This window comes from Mesorhizobium sp. DxT (genome assembly GCF_058448885.1).
On record NZ_JBZFLJ010000002.1, the window covers coordinates 310,825 to 326,923 of the forward strand.

The following is a 16,099-nucleotide window of genomic DNA, read 5'->3' on the forward strand; positions in this document are numbered from 1 at the left end:
CGACGCGGTCTCTTAGCCCCTGACCCCGCCCCTGTCCAGTTGGCCTGGAAACGGTGAAAGGGAACAAATACCTTGCAGCCGCCTCAATGGTCGGGCAAACGGTGTCCCGGCGCGGCGCGGGACACTCGCTGCCGCATCAAGCGGGATAGAATTCAAGGTATCAGCCGTTGCAAGCCATCCTCGCCGAATTTCGCTCCGTCGCCACGTCGTGGCGGTTCTGGTCCCTGTTCGGTTTTCACGACGCTCAGCTTCCGATGCACCGCACGCGTTTCGGATTGCTGTTCTACACCTTCCAGTCGCTGCTGCGTGTCACGGTGATCTTTCTCGTGCTCGGTCCGGCCGTCGCGGCAAATCATCACGACTATTTCGGCTATCTCTCGATAGGGCTGCCGTTGTTTGTATTTTATTCGGCCGCAGTGACATCAGGGTATGGAATCCTGACGCGAAACAAGATCATTCTTGGCAACGGCAATGTCACCTATCTTGCCTGCGTCATGCGCTTCATGACCGAGCATTCGGTGCGTTTCGCGTTTTCCATACTGGGTTTTGCGGGATACCTCGCGGTTTACCCGGAAACCTTCAATTCGGCCATGCTGCTGCTGGTACCCGGTATTATCATCGCCGTCGTGTTCATATTTGCGACGGCGCTCACCTTCATGGTGGTAAGTTCCTTCCTGCCGAACATTTCGGAGGCAGTGAATTCCATTATGGGCATCATGTTCTTCGCAACCCCGCTCCTGTGGTATGCCGGTGAGCGCGGCGAGATGAGGAGCCTGATCGCGATGGTCAATCCGTTCACCCATCTGATCGCCGTGGTTCGCGAGCCTGCGCTCGGCCGCGTTCCGGAGGCGCTCTCATATATCTATGCCTGCTCCTTCACCTTGCTTGTGGTGGCCGTATCGATCTGGCTTTTCGGCGTCACGCGCAGGTGGATGATCTTCAAGGTCTGACGAAGAGTTTGCGGCGATGACACACATCCAACTGACCAAGGCTGGCGTCGACTATCCGGTAATGCGCAGCGGTCGCGACCGCGGACGCGGCGTAGGCGACCTGCTCGGCGGCACCATCTTCAAGATGGAAAGCCGCACATTCGTGCGCGCGCTGGACAACATCAATCTCGATCTGCGCGAAGGCATGCGCCTCGGTCTGATCGGCAACAACGGCTCCGGCAAAAGCACGTTGCTGCGCACGCTGGCAGGCATTCTCCCGCTTTCGCGCGGCACCCGCACCTACAGCGGCAAGATCCTCACGCTTTTCAGCACGGTCGCCGGCATCGACCTGAGATTGACCGGCCTGGAAAACGTCCAGCGACTTGCCGCTCTCCACCAGCTCGACCCGAAGCGGATCCCCGAAGTCGTCGAGGACATCGTCGATTTCACCGAGCTGGGCGACTTCTTCGATCTGCCGGTCGGCACCTATTCCGCCGGCATGCGCGCCCGCTTCGGTTTTGCGTTCATGACAGCCCTTGAGGCCGACATCCTCCTCATCGACGAGGTGATCGGCGCCGGTGACAAGCGCTTCCATTCGAAAGCGGAGCGGCGGTTGGAAACGTTCACGGCGTCCGGCGGCATAATCGTCGTTGCCTCGCACTCGACGGCCGTCCTGTCGGCGCTCTGCTCGCGGGCAATCGTCATGCGCAAGGGGAGAATCGCGTTCCGGGGGTCCGTGCCGAAGGCATCCGCCTACTTCACCAGCAGCGAGGCCGGAAGCGTCACCGGAGAGGACCCGTCGGCCGAGCAGCCCGCGGCCTGATGATGTGATCCTGAGACGGGGGAGCAGCACTTGAAGGTCGCAATCGTATTCGGAACGCGCCCGGAAGCCATCAAGATGGCGCCCGTCGTGGCGGCGTTTCGCGCCGATTCCGCGTTCGAGACCCTCGTCTGCGTAACCGGGCAGCATCGCACGATGCTGGATCAGGTGCTCGGCATCTTCGGGATCGAGCCCGATATCGATCTCGACATCATGACGCCCGGCCAGTCACTCACCGACATCACCGTGCGTGTGCTGCAGGGCATGGAAAAGGTGATCCGCGAGCACAAGCCGGACGTCGTTCTGGTCCATGGCGATACGACCACGGCCATGGCGGCGACGCTGGCGGCCTTCTACCATCAGGTGCCGGTAGGCCATGTCGAAGCGGGTCTGCGCACCCGCGACATCATGCGTCCGTGGCCGGAGGAGATGAACCGCAGCGTCATCGACGTGGTCGGACGCTGGCTCTTCGCCCCGACGCCGCAGGCGCGCCAAGCCCTGCTCGATGAACGGATTGACGGTTCGCGCATCGTCGTCACCGGCAACACGGTCATCGACGCACTGCTTATGGCCTCCGATCTGATCGAGGGCGATGCGGAGAGGCAAAACGCGATCGCCTCGAATTTCACCTATCTCGATCCGGCCAAACGTCTCTTGCTGGTCACTGGGCATCGCCGGGAAAACTTCGGCGGTGGCCTGCGCCGCATGTGCGAGGCGCTGGCGCGGCTGGCACGGCGCGGCGACGTGCAGGTCGTCTATCCGGTCCACCTGAATGAGAACGTGCAGCAGGCCGCACGGGAGACGCTGGCTGGCGTCGACGATGTCTTCCTGATCGATCCACTGGAATATCTGCCGTTTATCTACCTGATGCGTCGGTCGCACCTGATCATCACCGATTCCGGCGGCATCCAGGAGGAGGCGCCGTCGCTGGGCAAGCCGGTGCTGGTCACCCGCGACGTGACGGAACGGCCGGAAGCTGTGGCAGCCGGCACCGCGCGTTTGGTCGGAACCGATCCCGACGTCATCGTGCGCGAGGCGGAGAAGCTTCTCGATTCTCCCGATGCCTACCGGCGTGTCAGCGAAATTAGCAACCCCTACGGGGACGGCAAGGCTGCCCAGCGGATCCTCGAAGCGATCAGGGTCGGCATCACCCGTTGATCCAACCGCATCCAACTGCGTTGACGAGCGGCTTCGCACGCGATAGCACGATCTTGGAACTGGTTCCGCCGCGAGGCGGATGAAAATGGGAACGCGGTGCGGCCTTTGCGGGCCAATGCCGCGGCTGCCCCCGCAACTGTAACCGTTGAGCCAACTACCGGACATGCCACTGGCCTCGATCGGCCGGGAAGGTGGAAGGAGGCGATGACACGGGAGCCAGGAGACCTGCCTGTTCCAGTCACCCAAGCCAGGATACGGGGTGTGTCCTAGCGCGGTCGTCCGTCGCGGTGACATCGAAAGTTGCCGCATGCCGGAAACGGCCGGGGTTCGATGTGCATTCGCCCGTCATAAGCCTCACGCCTGAAACCGTCTGCGGTCTGATGAAACCGGGGCGCGTAGCGCCCTTGCCTGGAAGCGGGGACAGACATGAGACAGTGGATTTTGACGGCAAGCGCGCTCGCGCTGGCATGCGGAGCGGCACAGGCGCAGAGCGCGCTCGACACGGACAACGACACAACCGTTCTGGACACGATCGTGGTAACGACGCCGTTGCGGCGCGAGACGCCGCTGATCCGTTCGACATCGTCGGTGACGGTTGTCGACGAGGCCGAGATAACAAGCTCGGCGGCCGCCGACCTGCCCTCTCTGCTGAAGCGCTATACCGGCGTTTCAATAACCAGCTACGGTGGCCAGGGCGCTTCGTCCAACGTGCAGCTTCGCGGCATGTCCTCGACCCAGACGCTGGTGCTGGTCAATGGCGTCCGCACCGCATCGGCAACCAGCGGCACCAGCTCGCTTTTCAATATTCCTCTGTCGGCGATCGAGCGTATCGAGATCGCCAAGGGGCCTCATTCGTCGCAATACGGCGCCGATGCGATGGGCGGCGTCATCAACATCATCACCAAGCGCGGCGGTGCCTGCGGTGACGGCCGCAATTTCTGCGGCAGCGTGACGGCGGGCGTCAGCCATCCGTGGGGCGCGCAACTCTCCGCCGATCTTCGTGGCGAGGTGGACGGCCTTGAATATTCGGTCGGCGGCGGCATCCTTGGCACGCGTGGTTACGACTTCACCCTGCCGACGACCTGGGGGCACGAACCCGATGATGACGGCTTCATGCAGGGCTCGTTCAATTTCTCGCTGTCGAAGCAGTTCGACTGGGGCCGGCTCTATGCCGATGGCCTCTTAGCGCGCGGCCGCACACAATATGACGCCACCGCTCCCGGCTTCAACGAGGTCGACACCACGACTTTCGCTGGCAAGGCCGGTGCAACCTTCGACCACACAGACGACTGGTCGTCGACGGTGGAATTTTCGAGCGGCGTGGACCTGAGCACGAACTTCCGTGACGGCGTGCCGGGCGAGGACGAGTTCGACACGACCCGCTATGGCGTTCTTGCATCGACTGAGAAGAGCTTCACGACGGGCCTGGTCGACCACACGCTGCTTGGCGGCTTCGAGGTCTATCGCGAAAGCGTCGACACGTCCGTGCCGTTTGCAGTCACCGACCGCACGCTTGCAGCCGGTTTCGCCCAATATTCGCTCGACTATGGCGCGCTCACCGTCGATAGCGGCATCCGCCACGACTACAACGAGCAGTTCGGGGATGCGACCACCTACAATATCGGCGCCAGCTACGAATTCGTGCCCGGCCTCGTCGGCCGCGCGTCCTACGGCACCGGCTTCCGCGCTCCGACCTTCAACGATCTCTATTATCCCGGCTATTCCAATCCGGACCTGCGTCCGGAGAAGTCGCAGACCTACGAGGTCGGGCTAGCCTGGCAGCCCAACGCCGATACCAGCGTCGATCTCGTTTTCTACCAGACGTGGCTGCGGGACGCGATCGCGTCGGTTCCGCCGACCTACATCCCGTTCAACGTCGCGCGTGCACGCATCACCGGCTTCGAAGCATCGGTCTGGCACGCATTCGATGAGCGCTGGAGCGGCAAGGTCACGCTTGACGTGCGCGACCCGGTGAACCTCGACAATGGGCTCCACATCCCCAACCGCGATCGCTTCAAGGCGGGCGCGGAGCTTAACTTTGCCGCCACCGACAAGCTCGACCTATCGGCAAAGGTGCTCTACGTGGCCTCCAAGCACTCGAACGTGGCCAACACCACCAGGGCGCCGGACTATGTTACGGTCGATCTGTCCGCCAGCTATCGCTTCGATGAGAAGTCGACGATGAAGTTCTCGGTCGAGAACCTGTTCGACGAGACGTACGAGACGGTTGCGGGTTACCGCGCGCCGGGTCGGACGGTCAATCTGAGCCTGACCCGGCAATTCTGATCGGGAAACGCGTCGTGTCCATCGCCCGCGCCATACTTGCCGTTTCCCTGACAATTGCTGCGGGGATCTCGCCGGCGTGGGCGACCGACGCACCAAGCCGTGTCGTCTCGATGAATGTCTGCACGGATCAGCTCGCCATGCTGCTGGCCGCGGAGGGGCAGCTCCACTCCGTTTCGCACCTTGCCGGCGATCCGGGCGTGTCCGTGCTGGCCGACGAGGCCGACCGGTACGTTGTCAATCACGGGCTCGGCGAGGAAATCTTCCTGATGCAGCCGGACCTGGTGATTGCCGGCACTTTCACCACGCGGGCAACCATCGACATGTTGCGGCGCCTGGGCTTTCGGGTCGAGGAATTCGTCCCCGAAGGCACGTTCGAGGGCGTTCGGGCCAACATACGCCGCATGGGGGAATTGCTCGGTCGGCAGCAACGCGCGGACGAACTGATCGCGGAACTCGATGCCGGACTGGCCGAACTGGCAAGCGAGCCGGCCCCGCCGCTTTCCGTCGCGATCTACTCCGCCAACAGCTACACGTCCGGCGACGGCTCGCTGTCCAACGCCGTGATAGAGGCCGCAGGCCTGCAAAGCATCGCCGACCGGCTCGGCATTGTCGGCGTACAGCGCCTGCCACTCGAGCAGCTCGTGCTCGCGGACCCGGATTTGGTCGTGCTCGGCGAACGCACTTACGACCGGCCGGCCCTCGCCCACGAGAATTTCCGGCATCCCGCCTTCAGGGCGATCGCTTCACAGGACCGGCTGGTGCGCATCCCGGATCGCTACTGGATATGCGGCGCGCCCTTCACGCTCGAGGCCGCGCGACTGCTACGCGATGCGGCGAATGCCCATGCAGAGGCCGCGCGATGAGCGATCGTATGCAATATGTGGCAGTACTGGGGACGCTTGCGGTGGCAACGCTTGCGCTGTTTTTCGTGTCGCTGACCACCGGACCGGCGGATGTCGGCTTCGGCGAGAGCATCGGGGCGCTTGTCTCCGGCGACGCCGACCTGCTGACCCTGGTGATGCGTGAGATACGCCTCCCCCGTGCGCTGCTGGGGTTGATGATCGGCGCGACCCTCGGTCTGTCCGGCGCGGTACTGCAGGGCTATCTGCGCAACCCGCTTGCAGAGCCTGGCCTGCTCGGCATCAGCGCTTCGGCCTCTCTGGGTGCCGTCGTCGCCATCTACACCGGCATCTCGGTTGCCTTTCCGCTCGGCCTGCCGCTTGCAGCCCTGGCAGGCGCCGTGCTGGCCGTGCTGCTGTTGCGCGTCATGGCTGGCGAGCGCGGCGGCACGCTCACGATCATCCTCGCAGGCGTAGCGATTTCGGCCTTTGCCGGCGCGATGACATCGCTGGTGCTGAACCTGTCGCCCAACCCCTTCGCGGCCACCGAAATCATATTCTGGATGCTGGGCTCGCTCACCGACCGCTCGATGACCCATCTGTGGCTGTCGGCGCCCTTCATGCTGGCCGGCTGGGTGATGCTCGCCATGCTGGCCCGGCCGCTGGACGTTCTCACGCTGGGCTCGGACGCCGCCGCAAGCATGGGGGTCGACATGCGGCGGGTCCAGTTCCTCGCTGTGTTCGGCACGGCGGCTTCTGTCGGCGCGGCTACCGCGATCGCCGGCGCGATCGGCTTCATTGGACTTGTGGTGCCCCACGTGCTGCGGCCGCTGGTTGGTGCCGTGCCATCCCGCCTGCTGCCAGCCAGCGCACTAGGTGGAGCTACAGTGCTTCTTGCAGCAGACATACTCGTCCGCCTGATCGCGCCCGGCCGCGATCTAAAGCTCGGTGTCCTCACCGCCATTGTCGGCGCGCCGTTCTTCCTTTGGCTCGTCTGGCGCACCCGGAGGCGGATGCTGTGACGCTGCTGGCCCTTTCCAGTCTTTCGGCCGAACTCGGCGGCAAGACCGTGCTGCGCGACGTGGCACTAACGGTCAAGGAAGGCGAATTTGTCGGCCTTATCGGGCCCAACGGAGCCGGGAAGTCGACGCTGCTGCGCACCATCTTGCGCCTGACGCCGTCCGAAGGCGACATCGAGCTTGGCGGCACGCCGGCTGCCGGAATGGGTGCTTCGGAGCGCGCCAGGCTCGTCTCCTACCTGCCGCAGGAGCGCGAGATCGCCTGGCCGGTGACCGTCGAGCGTCTTGTCGGCCTCGGCCGCGCGCCCCATCTGCCGCCTTTCGCCCGTCCCGGCGCGGCGGATGAAGCGGCGGTACGTGAGGCTATGCGGCGCATGGATGTCGAAGACTTCGCAACCCGCCGCGCCACCGAGCTTTCCGGTGGCGAAAAGGCGCGCGTGCTGATCGCCCGCGCGCTGGCGCAGGAGGCGCCCTTGATGCTGGCCGACGAGCCGACAGCCGGGCTCGATCCCGCGCACCAGATCACGCTCATGCGCGTGTTTGCCGGGCTCGCCAAGGAGGGACGAAGCGTCATCGCCTGCCTGCACGATCTTGGCCTCGCCGCCCGCTGGTGTTCCAGGCTGGTGCTGCTGGCCAATGGGTCGATCGTCGCCGATGGCCCGCCGCAGGACGTTCTCACCGCCGCGCGTCTGCGCGACGTATATGGCATCCAGGCCTATCTGGGCGAAGACGGCGGCGGCCTCGTCGTCCACCCGCTCGATCTGGCCGAATGACGAGGCGAAGACCATGACGCAACTGCAGCAACTCCTTGCCGAACACCTCCGTGATTGGCGCTCCGGCTGGAGCATGGGCACGTTCGGCGCGATCGCCGAGTTCCATCACGACGAAGGGGAAAAGCCGCAGGTAGACGATACAGCCAACCTCGCCAGAGCTACATCGAGAGGCGGTGTCCGCGTTGAAGCCGGTCGTGTCAACGATATCGTGCCAGTTGCATACGAAACCCTGAGCCCGCGCGCCCATCGCTGGACGCAGGCGGTCGCATTGTGTTTGCCGGAAGACGCGGCACGCCGCACCGCCCGCACCGTTCTCACCGAGCTAGGGCCTGACACCGAAGCTGTGCGGCCGCAGGACCGCGATGGCGTGCTGTTCGACATGGGGCTTTCGCTGCCGCAATGCGATTTCTGCATCAGGACTGCCGATCCGGCGCTGCTCGAAACCTTGCGGCAGGCCGAAGGGCGCTCGCTGTTCGAACCCGGCAATCCGGCGATGCCGGCCATCCTCGCGGCCCATCCGCACCGCGTGGCGATCACCAATATCGGTCGCGTCGAGGTTTATCAGAAGATCGGCGGGCCGGACACGGGCGGCGTGTCGCCGCCCGGACCCCACACCCACCTTCTGCCGAAGCTGCTCGCCACCGGTCGCACGCACTCGGCAAACACGCCGATACCGAAAGGGTTGCTGCCACTCGGCTCGCTTCATCCCGGCAATCCCGTGATCGGCGCGATGGGCGAAGACCGCCCGTTCGACGCTGCGTTGCATGAAGCCTTCCAGCAGATGCTAGTCCGTTTCGGATCGCCGGAAGCCTTCGCCGAAAAGACACGGGTGCTGGAAGCGGTTTCACGTGCCGACGAACCGACTAGCTATGGTCTGCCGCGTACGCGCATCGGCCGCGTGGCGATGCGGCTGGCGCTACGCCAGCAGGCCCATGTCGCTGCACATGCTGCGGATGCCGCTGCGCATACCGAGATCAAGCGCTGGATTGCTGCGATCGAGCCGGCGGGCGCCAACGAGGCCGACACCGACGACGACGCGCCCGGTCATTAGGCGCTCAGGTGCCCACCAGCTTCAGCGGCTTGTCGAATACGGCAAGCACCCGGCCGAGTTCATGTCCTCGCTTGAGGATCATACCGCTCGCCGCAACCACCGAAAAGGCGCCCTGTCGTCGCGCCAGCGCCGGCGTCTTGACGATCTGGTAGAGCGGCACTTCGCTGGTGCGCCGAAAGACCGAGAACACTGCACGGTCCCGCAGATGGTCGATGGCGTAGTCGCGCCATTCGCCTGCCGCGACCATGGTGCCGTAGATTTTCAGGATCTGATCGAGCTCTCGCCGATGAAAGGTTACCGGAAGCTCATCCCGCTCGCGCCGCCTTTCGTGGAGCGGGATCAATATTGCGGAATCGTCCTTACCCTCCGCTCCGGTGCCGTGATCGGTCATGCAGTGGCCTTTCGTGACAGTTCGACGACAAGACGAAGGTCGCGCTTCCAGACCGGAAATGCAAGCCCCGTTGCCCGGCGCGGGTCACGTCAGGGTTCGATACGAAGTCGAAAAAGTTCCGTCACATTGCATCACAAAGTGCCACGGTGTGTCGTGATTGGTGATGGCTCGCCTTATTCTCGCCGCATTTTATCCAAGCTGACGCCCCATTGTGTGGCGACCATCCACTCGTTGCCTGAGACGGTTCGGTCCGGCAAGGCCCTGTAACCCCAAGCCCCCCGCCCACGGGGCAAGGTCGGATCGAACCAACTCCGGGTGAACGCCCGGACGTCGAGGGTACGACGATCCCAAAGCAAGCAATCACCGGCGCTGGTCCCAGTGCCGGTTTTTGTTTTTACGGGAACCGTCTGGCGGTGTCCTCACCAGTTTGGGGGACGGGTAACGATCGCGGCGCCCAGGATCGGGCCGGGTAGTCCACCCGACACCATCTCCTGCACGAGCACGGCGCAACCGCCGGCGCCCTTCTTGGCGACCTCGCTCATCGGCAGTTCGAACCGCGCCTTCTGGCCGTGCCACATGCCTGCCGAGTGAAAGCCCGACACGGCGTTCAGATAAGTGAAGTTGCGGCCGCGATTTTCGCCGCGGGTGATTTCCACCTCGCTCGCCGCATTGAAATAGACCAGCACGACATGTGCTTCGTCGACCGAACGCGGCAATTCGCCGGTCTCGATGATGACTGAATCGCCGCTGTAGGAGACCTTGACGTCAACGACCATGCCTTCCGCGGTACCCGCCATGCGCTCTATGGCCGCCTCGACCTTGCCGCGCTTGGCGCCATTCATCTGCTGGCGGCCGTTGACGACCGCCTGGGGCGTGTAGACTGAGCGGTTCCCGAAGGCGCGGTTGTATTCCTGCTGGCGCGCGGTGTTGTCGGCGCTGGCGAGCGTGTCGCGCCAGCCGAGATAGTCCCAGTAGTCGACGTGGTAGGCCAGAGCCACCACGTCACCGGCCAGCGCAAGGCGACTTAGCGTCTCGTCCGCTGGCGGACACGAATTGCAGCCCTGGCTTGTAAAGAGCTCCACGACAGCCTTCGGCCGCTTGACATTTTCCTGGGCGAGCGCGCCATAGGGCAATGCAAGCAGGAGCACGGCCGTCGCCAGCCTGAGAAGGTTCACGCCCAATGGTTGTTTCCGAATTTCCCTGTCGGGTCCCCGACCGGACCCTTCTTGATGGCTGCGCAGATTAGGCATCGCAGCCCTCAACGGAAAGTCACGTTGCGGTGAAATTTTTGTACCAATCTTCAATGCTGTGCTTCGGAGCCGCGAATGTTTGACGATCTGCAGACCCGTTTCGACCTCTATTGCGAACGTACCGGGCCGGAATTCTGGTCAGAGCCCGTCAACGCACTGACCAATCTTGCTTTCGTGATGGCCGGGCTGTGGGGCCTTTACGCAACGCGGCGGCGCGGGAGAGACGCCTTCTCGGAATTGCTTTGCTGGTGGGTAGTGGCGATCGGCGTCGGCTCCTTCCTGTTCCACACCTTTGCCACCCGGCTCACCATGTGGGCCGACATTCTGCCGATAGCCGGCTTCACGCTTGCCTATACGCTGTTCAACCTGCGCCGATTCATGGGCCTGTCCTGGCTGTCGTCACTGGTGGCGTTCGTGGCGTTCTATGCCGTAGCCGGCGTTCTCACGGCACTCGTGCCCGACTGGCTGCGCGACGCCTCCAACGGTTCGACCGGCTACCTGCCACCGTTCCTGGCGCTGTTCGTGTTTGGTCTACTGGTTCTGCGAAGCGGGCACCCCGCCGGCTGGTACAACCTGGCAGCGGCCGGCATCTTCGTGGGCTCCGTCAGCTTCCGCGCGCTCGACCCGCATGTGTGCGAAACGATGCCGCTCGGCACGCACTTCCTGTGGCACACGCTCAACGGGCTGCTGCTGGGCGTACTGCTGGCAGCCGTCGCACGATATGGCGCGGTTACCAATGCGAGGCTCGCACGACCACCTGTTCAATCGGCCGGATGAACCTGCCGACCCCTTTGCGGTAAGCGTCGCCTTCCCGCAACTGTGGTATGATCGGGGATGACACGGCGAGGTCCTTCCCATGTCCAGCTTCACAAGCGCAGTCGTATCTTTACCGGGACGTGAGCGCGTCGGGCGCACACCCTTCGGCGCGCGTATGATCGTGCACGCTACCGCTGCCGAGACCGACGGCGCCTTCGGCATGTGGGAGACGTTCACGCCACCCGGAAAAGGCCCCGCACCGCACACACATACGCGCGAGACCGAGGTCTTTCGTGTGATCCGCGGCCTCTATCGCTTCCGTTGCGGTGACGACGAGTTCGACGCGCCACCCGGCTCGGTTGTGGTGCTGCCGCCGCATGTGCGTCATGGTTGGGTGAATATCAGTGACGAGGAAGGCCAGATGTTCGCCACCGTGACGCCGGGCGGCCTGGAGCAGCTGTTCCTGGAGATCGAGGCCCGTAGGACCATCACGCAGGAGGAAATTGCGGCGATGGAAACGCGCCTCGGCATCATCAACGATGAAACCGAGGCGCTTGGCGTTTCGTTTCCCGGCTGGTGACTACGCGGCGAGATCGCGCAGAACGTACTGCAGGATGCCGCCGTTCTTGAAGTAGTCCAGCTCATCGAGCGTATCGATGCGGCAAAGGATCGGAACGTCCTTCACCGTGCCGTCGGCGTAAGTCACCTTGGCCACCATCTTCTGGCGCGGCTTGATGGTCTCGAGCCCGTCAATGGTGACGGTCTCGTCGCCCTTCAGGCCCAGCGACGCCCAGCTCGTGCCCTCGTCCAGCGTGAACGGCACGACGCCCATGCCGACCAGGTTGGAACGGTGGATGCGCTCGAACGACTGCGCGATCACGGCGCGAACGCCGAGCAGGTTGGTGCCCTTGGCAGCCCAGTCGCGCGACGAGCCGTTGCCGTATTCGACGCCCGCGAAGATCACCAGCGGCACGCCCTCGGCCTTGTACTGCATGGCCGCATCGTAGATCGACATCTCCTCCTTGGAGGGATAGTGGATCGTGAAGCCGCCTTCCTTGCCGTTTTCGCCGAGCATGTGGTTGCGGATTCGGATATTGGCGAAGGTGCCTCGCATCATCACCTCATGGTTGCCGCGACGCGTGCCGTACTGGTTGAAGTCGGCAACGCCGACCCCATGGTCGGTGAGATACTTGCCAGCCGGCGACGCAGCCTTGATCGAACCGGCCGGGGAGATGTGGTCGGTGGTGATCTTGTCGCCGAAGAGGCCCAGAATGCGAGCGCCCTTGACCGGAGCCGTCGCGTCCGCCTTCTGGCCCATGCCCACGAAGTAGGGCGGGTTCTGCACGTAGGTCGACTGGTCGTCCCATGCATAGGTCTCGCCGGACGGGGCCTGCACCTTCTGCCAGTTCTCGTCGCCCTTGAACACGTCGGCATATTTCGTCGCGAAGATTTCGCGCGTGACGTATTTCTCGATGAACTCCTGGATTTCCTGCGTGGTCGGCCAGATGTCCTTGAGATAGACCGGCTGGCCGTCGGCGCCCTCGCCGAGCGGCTCGGTGGTCAGGTCCTTGGTCACCGTGCCGGCAAGCGCGTGTGCGACCACCAGCGGCGGCGAGGCGAGATAGTTCGCCTGCACGTCGGGCGAGACGCGGCCTTCGAAGTTGCGGTTGCCCGAGAGCACGGCCGCGCCGATCAGGCCTTTGTCGTTGATGGTCTTGGAGATCGGCGCCGGCAGCGGGCCGGAATTGCCGATACAGGTCGTGCAGCCGAAGCCGACGAGATTGAAGCCGATCTGGTCGAGCTCCTTCTGGAGGCCGGACTTTTCGAGATATTCGGCCACCACCTGCGAGCCGGGCGCGAGCGACGTCTTGACCCACGGCTTCTGCTTGAGGCCGACGCGGTTGGCGTTGCGCGCAAGCAGGCCCGCGCCGATCAGCACGGACGGGTTCGACGTGTTGGTGCACGAGGTGATCGCCGCGATCACCACGTCGCCGTGGCCGAGGTCGAAATCCTCGCCCTCAACGGTATAACGCTTGGATACGTCGACGGTCTTCTTGTATTCGGTTTCGAGCGACTTGGCGAAGCCGGAAGCGATGTCTTCCAGCGCAATGCGCCCTTCCGGCCGCTTGGGGCCGGCCATCGACGGCACCACGGCGCCCAGGTCGAGCTCCAGCGTGTCGGTGAAGACTGGATCGGCAATGCCGTCCTCGCGCCACATGCCCTGAGCCTTGGAGTAGGCCTCGACCAGCGCGATGCGATCCTCGTCGCGGCCCGAGGTCGTCAGGTAGCGCAGCGTTTCGTTATCGACCGGGAAGAAGCCGCAGGTCGCGCCATATTCCGGCGCCATGTTGCCGATCGTCGCGCGGTCGGCCAGCGTCATCGAGGACAGGCCCGGGCCGAAGAACTCTACGAACTTGCCGACGACGCCCTTCTTGCGCAGCATCTGCGTGACGGTCAGCACGAGGTCGGTCGCGGTCACGCCTTCCTTCAGCTTGCCGGTGAGGCGGAAGCCGATCACTTCCGGCAGCAGCATGGAAACCGGCTGGCCAAGCATGGCCGCTTCGGCTTCGATACCGCCCACGCCCCAGCCAAGAACGCCGAGGCCGTTGATCATGGTGGTGTGGCTGTCGGTGCCGACGCAGGTGTCAGGGTAGGCGACCGTCTCGCCGTCCTCGTCCTTGGTCCAGACGACCTGGCCGAGATATTCGAGATTAACCTGATGGCAGATGCCCGTGCCGGGCGGCACGACGCGGAAGTTGCGGAACGCCTGCTGGCCCCACTTCAGGAACTTGTAGCGCTCCTCGTTGCGCTGGTATTCGAGCTCGACGTTGCGGGCGAACGCCAGCGGCGTGCCGAACTCGTCGACGATGACCGAGTGGTCGATGACGAGATCGACCGGAACGAGCGGGTTGATCTTCTGCGGATCGCCGCCCAGCGAGGCCATGGCGTCGCGCATCGCGGCAAGGTCGACGACGGCCGGAACGCCGGTGAAGTCCTGCATCAGCACGCGCGCCGGCCGGTAGGCGATCTCGACGCCGGCCGTGCCCTTGTCGGTGAGCCACGCGGCAACCGCCGAGATGCTCTCCTTGGTGACCGAGCGGCCATCCTCGTTGCGCAGCAGGTTCTCAAGCAGGACCTTCATCGAGAAGGGCAGCTTGGAAATGCCGGTCAGGCCATTCTTTTCGGCCTCGACGAGGTTGAAATAGGTGTATTCCGCACCGCCCGCGTTGAGCGTCCTGCGGCAATTGAAGCTGTCGAGTGATTGTGACACGTGCGATCCCTAACGTTCGGTTGCCGATTGGGTAACGGACGCCAGTGCATGCTCATCACGCGCAAAGGTGCGGGTACGGTCATTTCCGCTGTCCGTTCCCGTGCGACCCGGCCGTTCAAGGCGGCGCGCGCGCTGGTTCGGCGCAATATGGTTCCCGTGCCGACCGCTGGCACGGTTGCCCCGCATATAGAGAATTTCGTAGAATAGTTCTAGAGCGCTTTGGGGTGAATTTGCTGCATCGCACCGGGTGGTCCGGCGCAGCCGGAGAACTGGAAGGCATGCGGCTGATTGCCGAGAACCTGGCGGGAGAACGCGGCGGAGAGCCGGTTTTCTCCGATGTAAGCTTTGCTGTCGGTGAGGGCGAAGGCCTCGTCGTGACCGGCCCGAACGGCTCCGGCAAGTCGACGCTGCTGCGCATCGTCGCCGGCCTCGTGCCGGCAAGCGGCGGCCTGATTCGGCTGGACGGTGGCGGCGAGCAATGGCCCGACATAGCCTCGGGCTGCCACTATCTCGGCCACGCCAACGCGATGAAGACGGCACTGAGCGTGGATGAGAACCTGCATTTCTGGCAGGACTTTGCCGGCGAGCCGCACCTCACGATCGACGAGGCGCTTGAGATGGTCGGCCTACCGCGTATCGGCCACCTGCCTTACGCCTACCTTTCCACGGGACAAAAACGGCGCATCGCCATCGCCAGGCTGCTCGTCAGCTACCGCCCGATATGGCTTCTCGACGAACCGACGGCAGGGCTCGACAAGGCGTCAGAAACACAGTTTGCCGCACTCATGCAAGCGCACCTCGAAGATGGCGGCATCATCCTCGCCGCCACTCACCTGCCCCTGGGGCTGAAGGCAGCGCGGGAATTGCGGATGGGAGCGACGGCGTGATCGCCCTCTTCGTCCGCGATCTTCGCCTTGGCATCCGCGCCGGCGGCGGCGCGCTGGTCGGCATCCTGTTCTTCCTCGCCGTAGTCGCCGTGGTACCGTTCGGCGTAGGTCCGGACCTCAATCTGCTGGCCCGCATCGGCCCCGCCATCTTGTGGATTGGCGCGCTTCTGGCCTCGCTGCTCGGCCTCGACCGGCTGTTCCAGGCCGAACGCGAGGACGGCGCGCTGGACGTGATCCTGCTGGCGGAAGGCCGTTACATGCTGGCGCTGAGCGTATTCGTCAAATGCCTCGCCCACTGGACGGCCGCCGTACTGCCGCTGGTGGTCGCCTCGCCGCTGCTTGGCCTGTTCATGAACATGGACCCGCTGGGGATCGGTGCGACGACGCTGACGCTGCTCGTCGGCACGCCGGCCATCGCCTTCATCGGCGCGGTCGGAGCCGCGGTCGCGGTCGCTCTGCCGCGCGGCGGTTTGCTTGTATCGGTGCTTGTCCTGCCGCTGACCATACCCGTGCTGATCTTCGGGGTGTCCGCAGCCTACGGCGCGGTCAACGATCCCGATCCATTCCTCCCTCCCTTCCTCATTCTTGCCGCCTTGACGTTGTTCTTCGCCGTGATCGGGCCGTTTGCAGCCGCTTTGGCTCTCAAGGGCGGGGCTGACTGACGATCGT

The 16,099-nt window shown here is 64.1% G+C and carries 15 protein-coding genes and 1 riboswitch; of the genes, 12 read left to right on the top strand and 3 right to left on the bottom strand.

Annotated elements, in window-relative coordinates:
* The first annotated feature begins 167 nt into the window (after positions 1 to 167).
* The 8 genes from ACVJNE_RS05590 (at position 168) to ACVJNE_RS05625 (ending at position 8,875) form a co-directional block, all read left to right on the top strand.
* Positions 168 to 950: an ABC transporter permease gene (locus ACVJNE_RS05590; protein WP_499563694.1), complete on the top strand. Its 783-nt coding sequence runs from the start codon at positions 168 to 170 to the stop codon at positions 948 to 950.
* 16 nt (positions 951 to 966) lie between these two features.
* Positions 967 to 1,752, top strand: coding sequence for an ABC transporter ATP-binding protein (locus tag ACVJNE_RS05595; protein ID WP_499563696.1), 786 nt, complete (start codon positions 967 to 969; stop codon positions 1,750 to 1,752).
* 30 nt (positions 1,753 to 1,782) lie between these two features.
* Positions 1,783 to 2,907 carry a non-hydrolyzing UDP-N-acetylglucosamine 2-epimerase gene (wecB, locus tag ACVJNE_RS05600; protein WP_499563698.1) on the top strand — a complete coding sequence of 375 codons (1,125 nt, stop codon included), beginning with the start codon at positions 1,783 to 1,785 and terminating at the stop codon, positions 2,905 to 2,907.
* 43 nt (positions 2,908 to 2,950) lie between these two features.
* Positions 2,951 to 3,154, top strand: a riboswitch (cobalamin riboswitch).
* A gap of 179 nt (positions 3,155 to 3,333) precedes the next feature.
* Positions 3,334 to 5,193, top strand: coding sequence for a TonB-dependent receptor domain-containing protein (locus tag ACVJNE_RS05605; protein ID WP_499563700.1), 1,860 nt, complete (start codon positions 3,334 to 3,336; stop codon positions 5,191 to 5,193).
* A 14-nt stretch (positions 5,194 to 5,207) separates the two neighbouring features.
* Complete coding sequence (locus tag ACVJNE_RS05610) at positions 5,208 to 6,056, top strand: ABC transporter substrate-binding protein (protein ID WP_499563702.1); 849 nt, start codon at positions 5,208 to 5,210, stop codon at positions 6,054 to 6,056.
* Entirely contained in the window at positions 6,053 to 7,054 is a 1,002-nt protein-coding gene (locus ACVJNE_RS05615; protein ID WP_499563704.1) for a FecCD family ABC transporter permease, read from the top strand. Before ACVJNE_RS05610 ends, ACVJNE_RS05615 begins: the two co-directional genes overlap by 4 nt.
* Positions 7,051 to 7,824 carry an ABC transporter ATP-binding protein gene (locus tag ACVJNE_RS05620; protein WP_499563706.1) on the top strand — a complete coding sequence of 258 codons (774 nt, stop codon included), beginning with the start codon at positions 7,051 to 7,053 and terminating at the stop codon, positions 7,822 to 7,824. The genes ACVJNE_RS05615 and ACVJNE_RS05620 overlap by 4 nt, the downstream gene beginning before the upstream one ends.
* Positions 7,754 to 8,875, top strand: coding sequence for a DUF6925 family protein (locus ACVJNE_RS05625; protein WP_499563708.1), 1,122 nt, complete (start codon positions 7,754 to 7,756; stop codon positions 8,873 to 8,875). Before ACVJNE_RS05620 ends, ACVJNE_RS05625 begins: the two co-directional genes overlap by 71 nt.
* Positions 8,876 to 8,879: 4 nt before the next feature.
* Here the strand turns inward: ACVJNE_RS05625 and ACVJNE_RS05630 are convergent, their stop codons facing one another.
* A complete protein-coding gene (locus ACVJNE_RS05630) occupies positions 8,880 to 9,266 on the bottom strand; it encodes a DUF2794 domain-containing protein (RefSeq protein ID WP_173189137.1) in 387 nt (128 codons plus the stop codon).
* A gap of 419 nt (positions 9,267 to 9,685) precedes the next feature.
* Positions 9,686 to 10,441: a DUF1223 domain-containing protein gene (locus tag ACVJNE_RS05635; RefSeq protein WP_499564164.1), complete on the bottom strand. Its 756-nt coding sequence runs from the start codon at positions 10,439 to 10,441 to the stop codon at positions 9,686 to 9,688.
* A 150-nt stretch (positions 10,442 to 10,591) separates the two neighbouring features.
* Between ACVJNE_RS05635 and ACVJNE_RS05640 the strand changes: the two genes are divergently transcribed.
* On the top strand, positions 10,592 to 11,293 hold the full coding sequence (locus tag ACVJNE_RS05640) for a ceramidase domain-containing protein (RefSeq protein ID WP_499563710.1): 702 nt from the start codon (positions 10,592 to 10,594) through the stop codon (positions 11,291 to 11,293).
* A 79-nt stretch (positions 11,294 to 11,372) separates the two neighbouring features.
* Positions 11,373 to 11,852, top strand: a complete 480-nt coding sequence (locus ACVJNE_RS05645) for a cupin domain-containing protein (protein WP_499563712.1) — start codon at positions 11,373 to 11,375, stop codon at positions 11,850 to 11,852.
* Here ACVJNE_RS05645 and acnA read toward each other — a convergent pair whose 3' ends face one another.
* Positions 11,853 to 14,543, bottom strand: coding sequence for an aconitate hydratase AcnA (gene acnA, locus ACVJNE_RS05650; RefSeq protein WP_499563714.1), 2,691 nt, complete (start codon positions 14,541 to 14,543; stop codon positions 11,853 to 11,855).
* A 278-nt stretch (positions 14,544 to 14,821) separates the two neighbouring features.
* Between acnA and ccmA the strand changes: the two genes are divergently transcribed.
* Both ccmA and ccmB read left to right on the top strand, forming a co-directional pair.
* A complete protein-coding gene (ccmA, locus tag ACVJNE_RS05655) occupies positions 14,822 to 15,430 on the top strand; it encodes a heme ABC exporter ATP-binding protein CcmA (protein ID WP_499564166.1) in 609 nt (202 codons plus the stop codon).
* Complete coding sequence (gene ccmB / locus ACVJNE_RS05660; protein ID WP_499563716.1) at positions 15,427 to 16,092, top strand: heme exporter protein CcmB; 666 nt, start codon at positions 15,427 to 15,429, stop codon at positions 16,090 to 16,092. Before ccmA ends, ccmB begins: the two co-directional genes overlap by 4 nt.
* Positions 16,093 to 16,099: the final 7 nt, after the last annotated feature.

Bases quoted from the DNA above. Each gene is read 5' to 3' on its own strand.
- ACVJNE_RS05640 (WP_499563710.1), top strand. From the start codon at position 10,592: ATGTTTGACGATCTGCAGACCCGTTTCGACCTCTATTGCGAACGTACC.
- ccmA (WP_499564166.1), top strand. From the start codon at position 14,822: ATGCGGCTGATTGCCGAGAACCTGGCGGGAGAACGCGGCGGAGAGCCG.
- ACVJNE_RS05605 (WP_499563700.1), top strand. From the start codon at position 3,334: ATGAGACAGTGGATTTTGACGGCAAGCGCGCTCGCGCTGGCATGCGGA.
- ACVJNE_RS05630 (WP_173189137.1), bottom strand. From the start codon at position 9,266: ATGACCGATCACGGCACCGGAGCGGAGGGTAAGGACGATTCCGCAATA.
- ACVJNE_RS05595 (WP_499563696.1), top strand. From the start codon at position 967: ATGACACACATCCAACTGACCAAGGCTGGCGTCGACTATCCGGTAATG.
- ACVJNE_RS05645 (WP_499563712.1), top strand. From the start codon at position 11,373: ATGTCCAGCTTCACAAGCGCAGTCGTATCTTTACCGGGACGTGAGCGC.
- ACVJNE_RS05625 (WP_499563708.1), top strand. From the start codon at position 7,754: ATGGCATCCAGGCCTATCTGGGCGAAGACGGCGGCGGCCTCGTCGTCC.
- ACVJNE_RS05615 (WP_499563704.1), top strand. From the start codon at position 6,053: ATGAGCGATCGTATGCAATATGTGGCAGTACTGGGGACGCTTGCGGTG.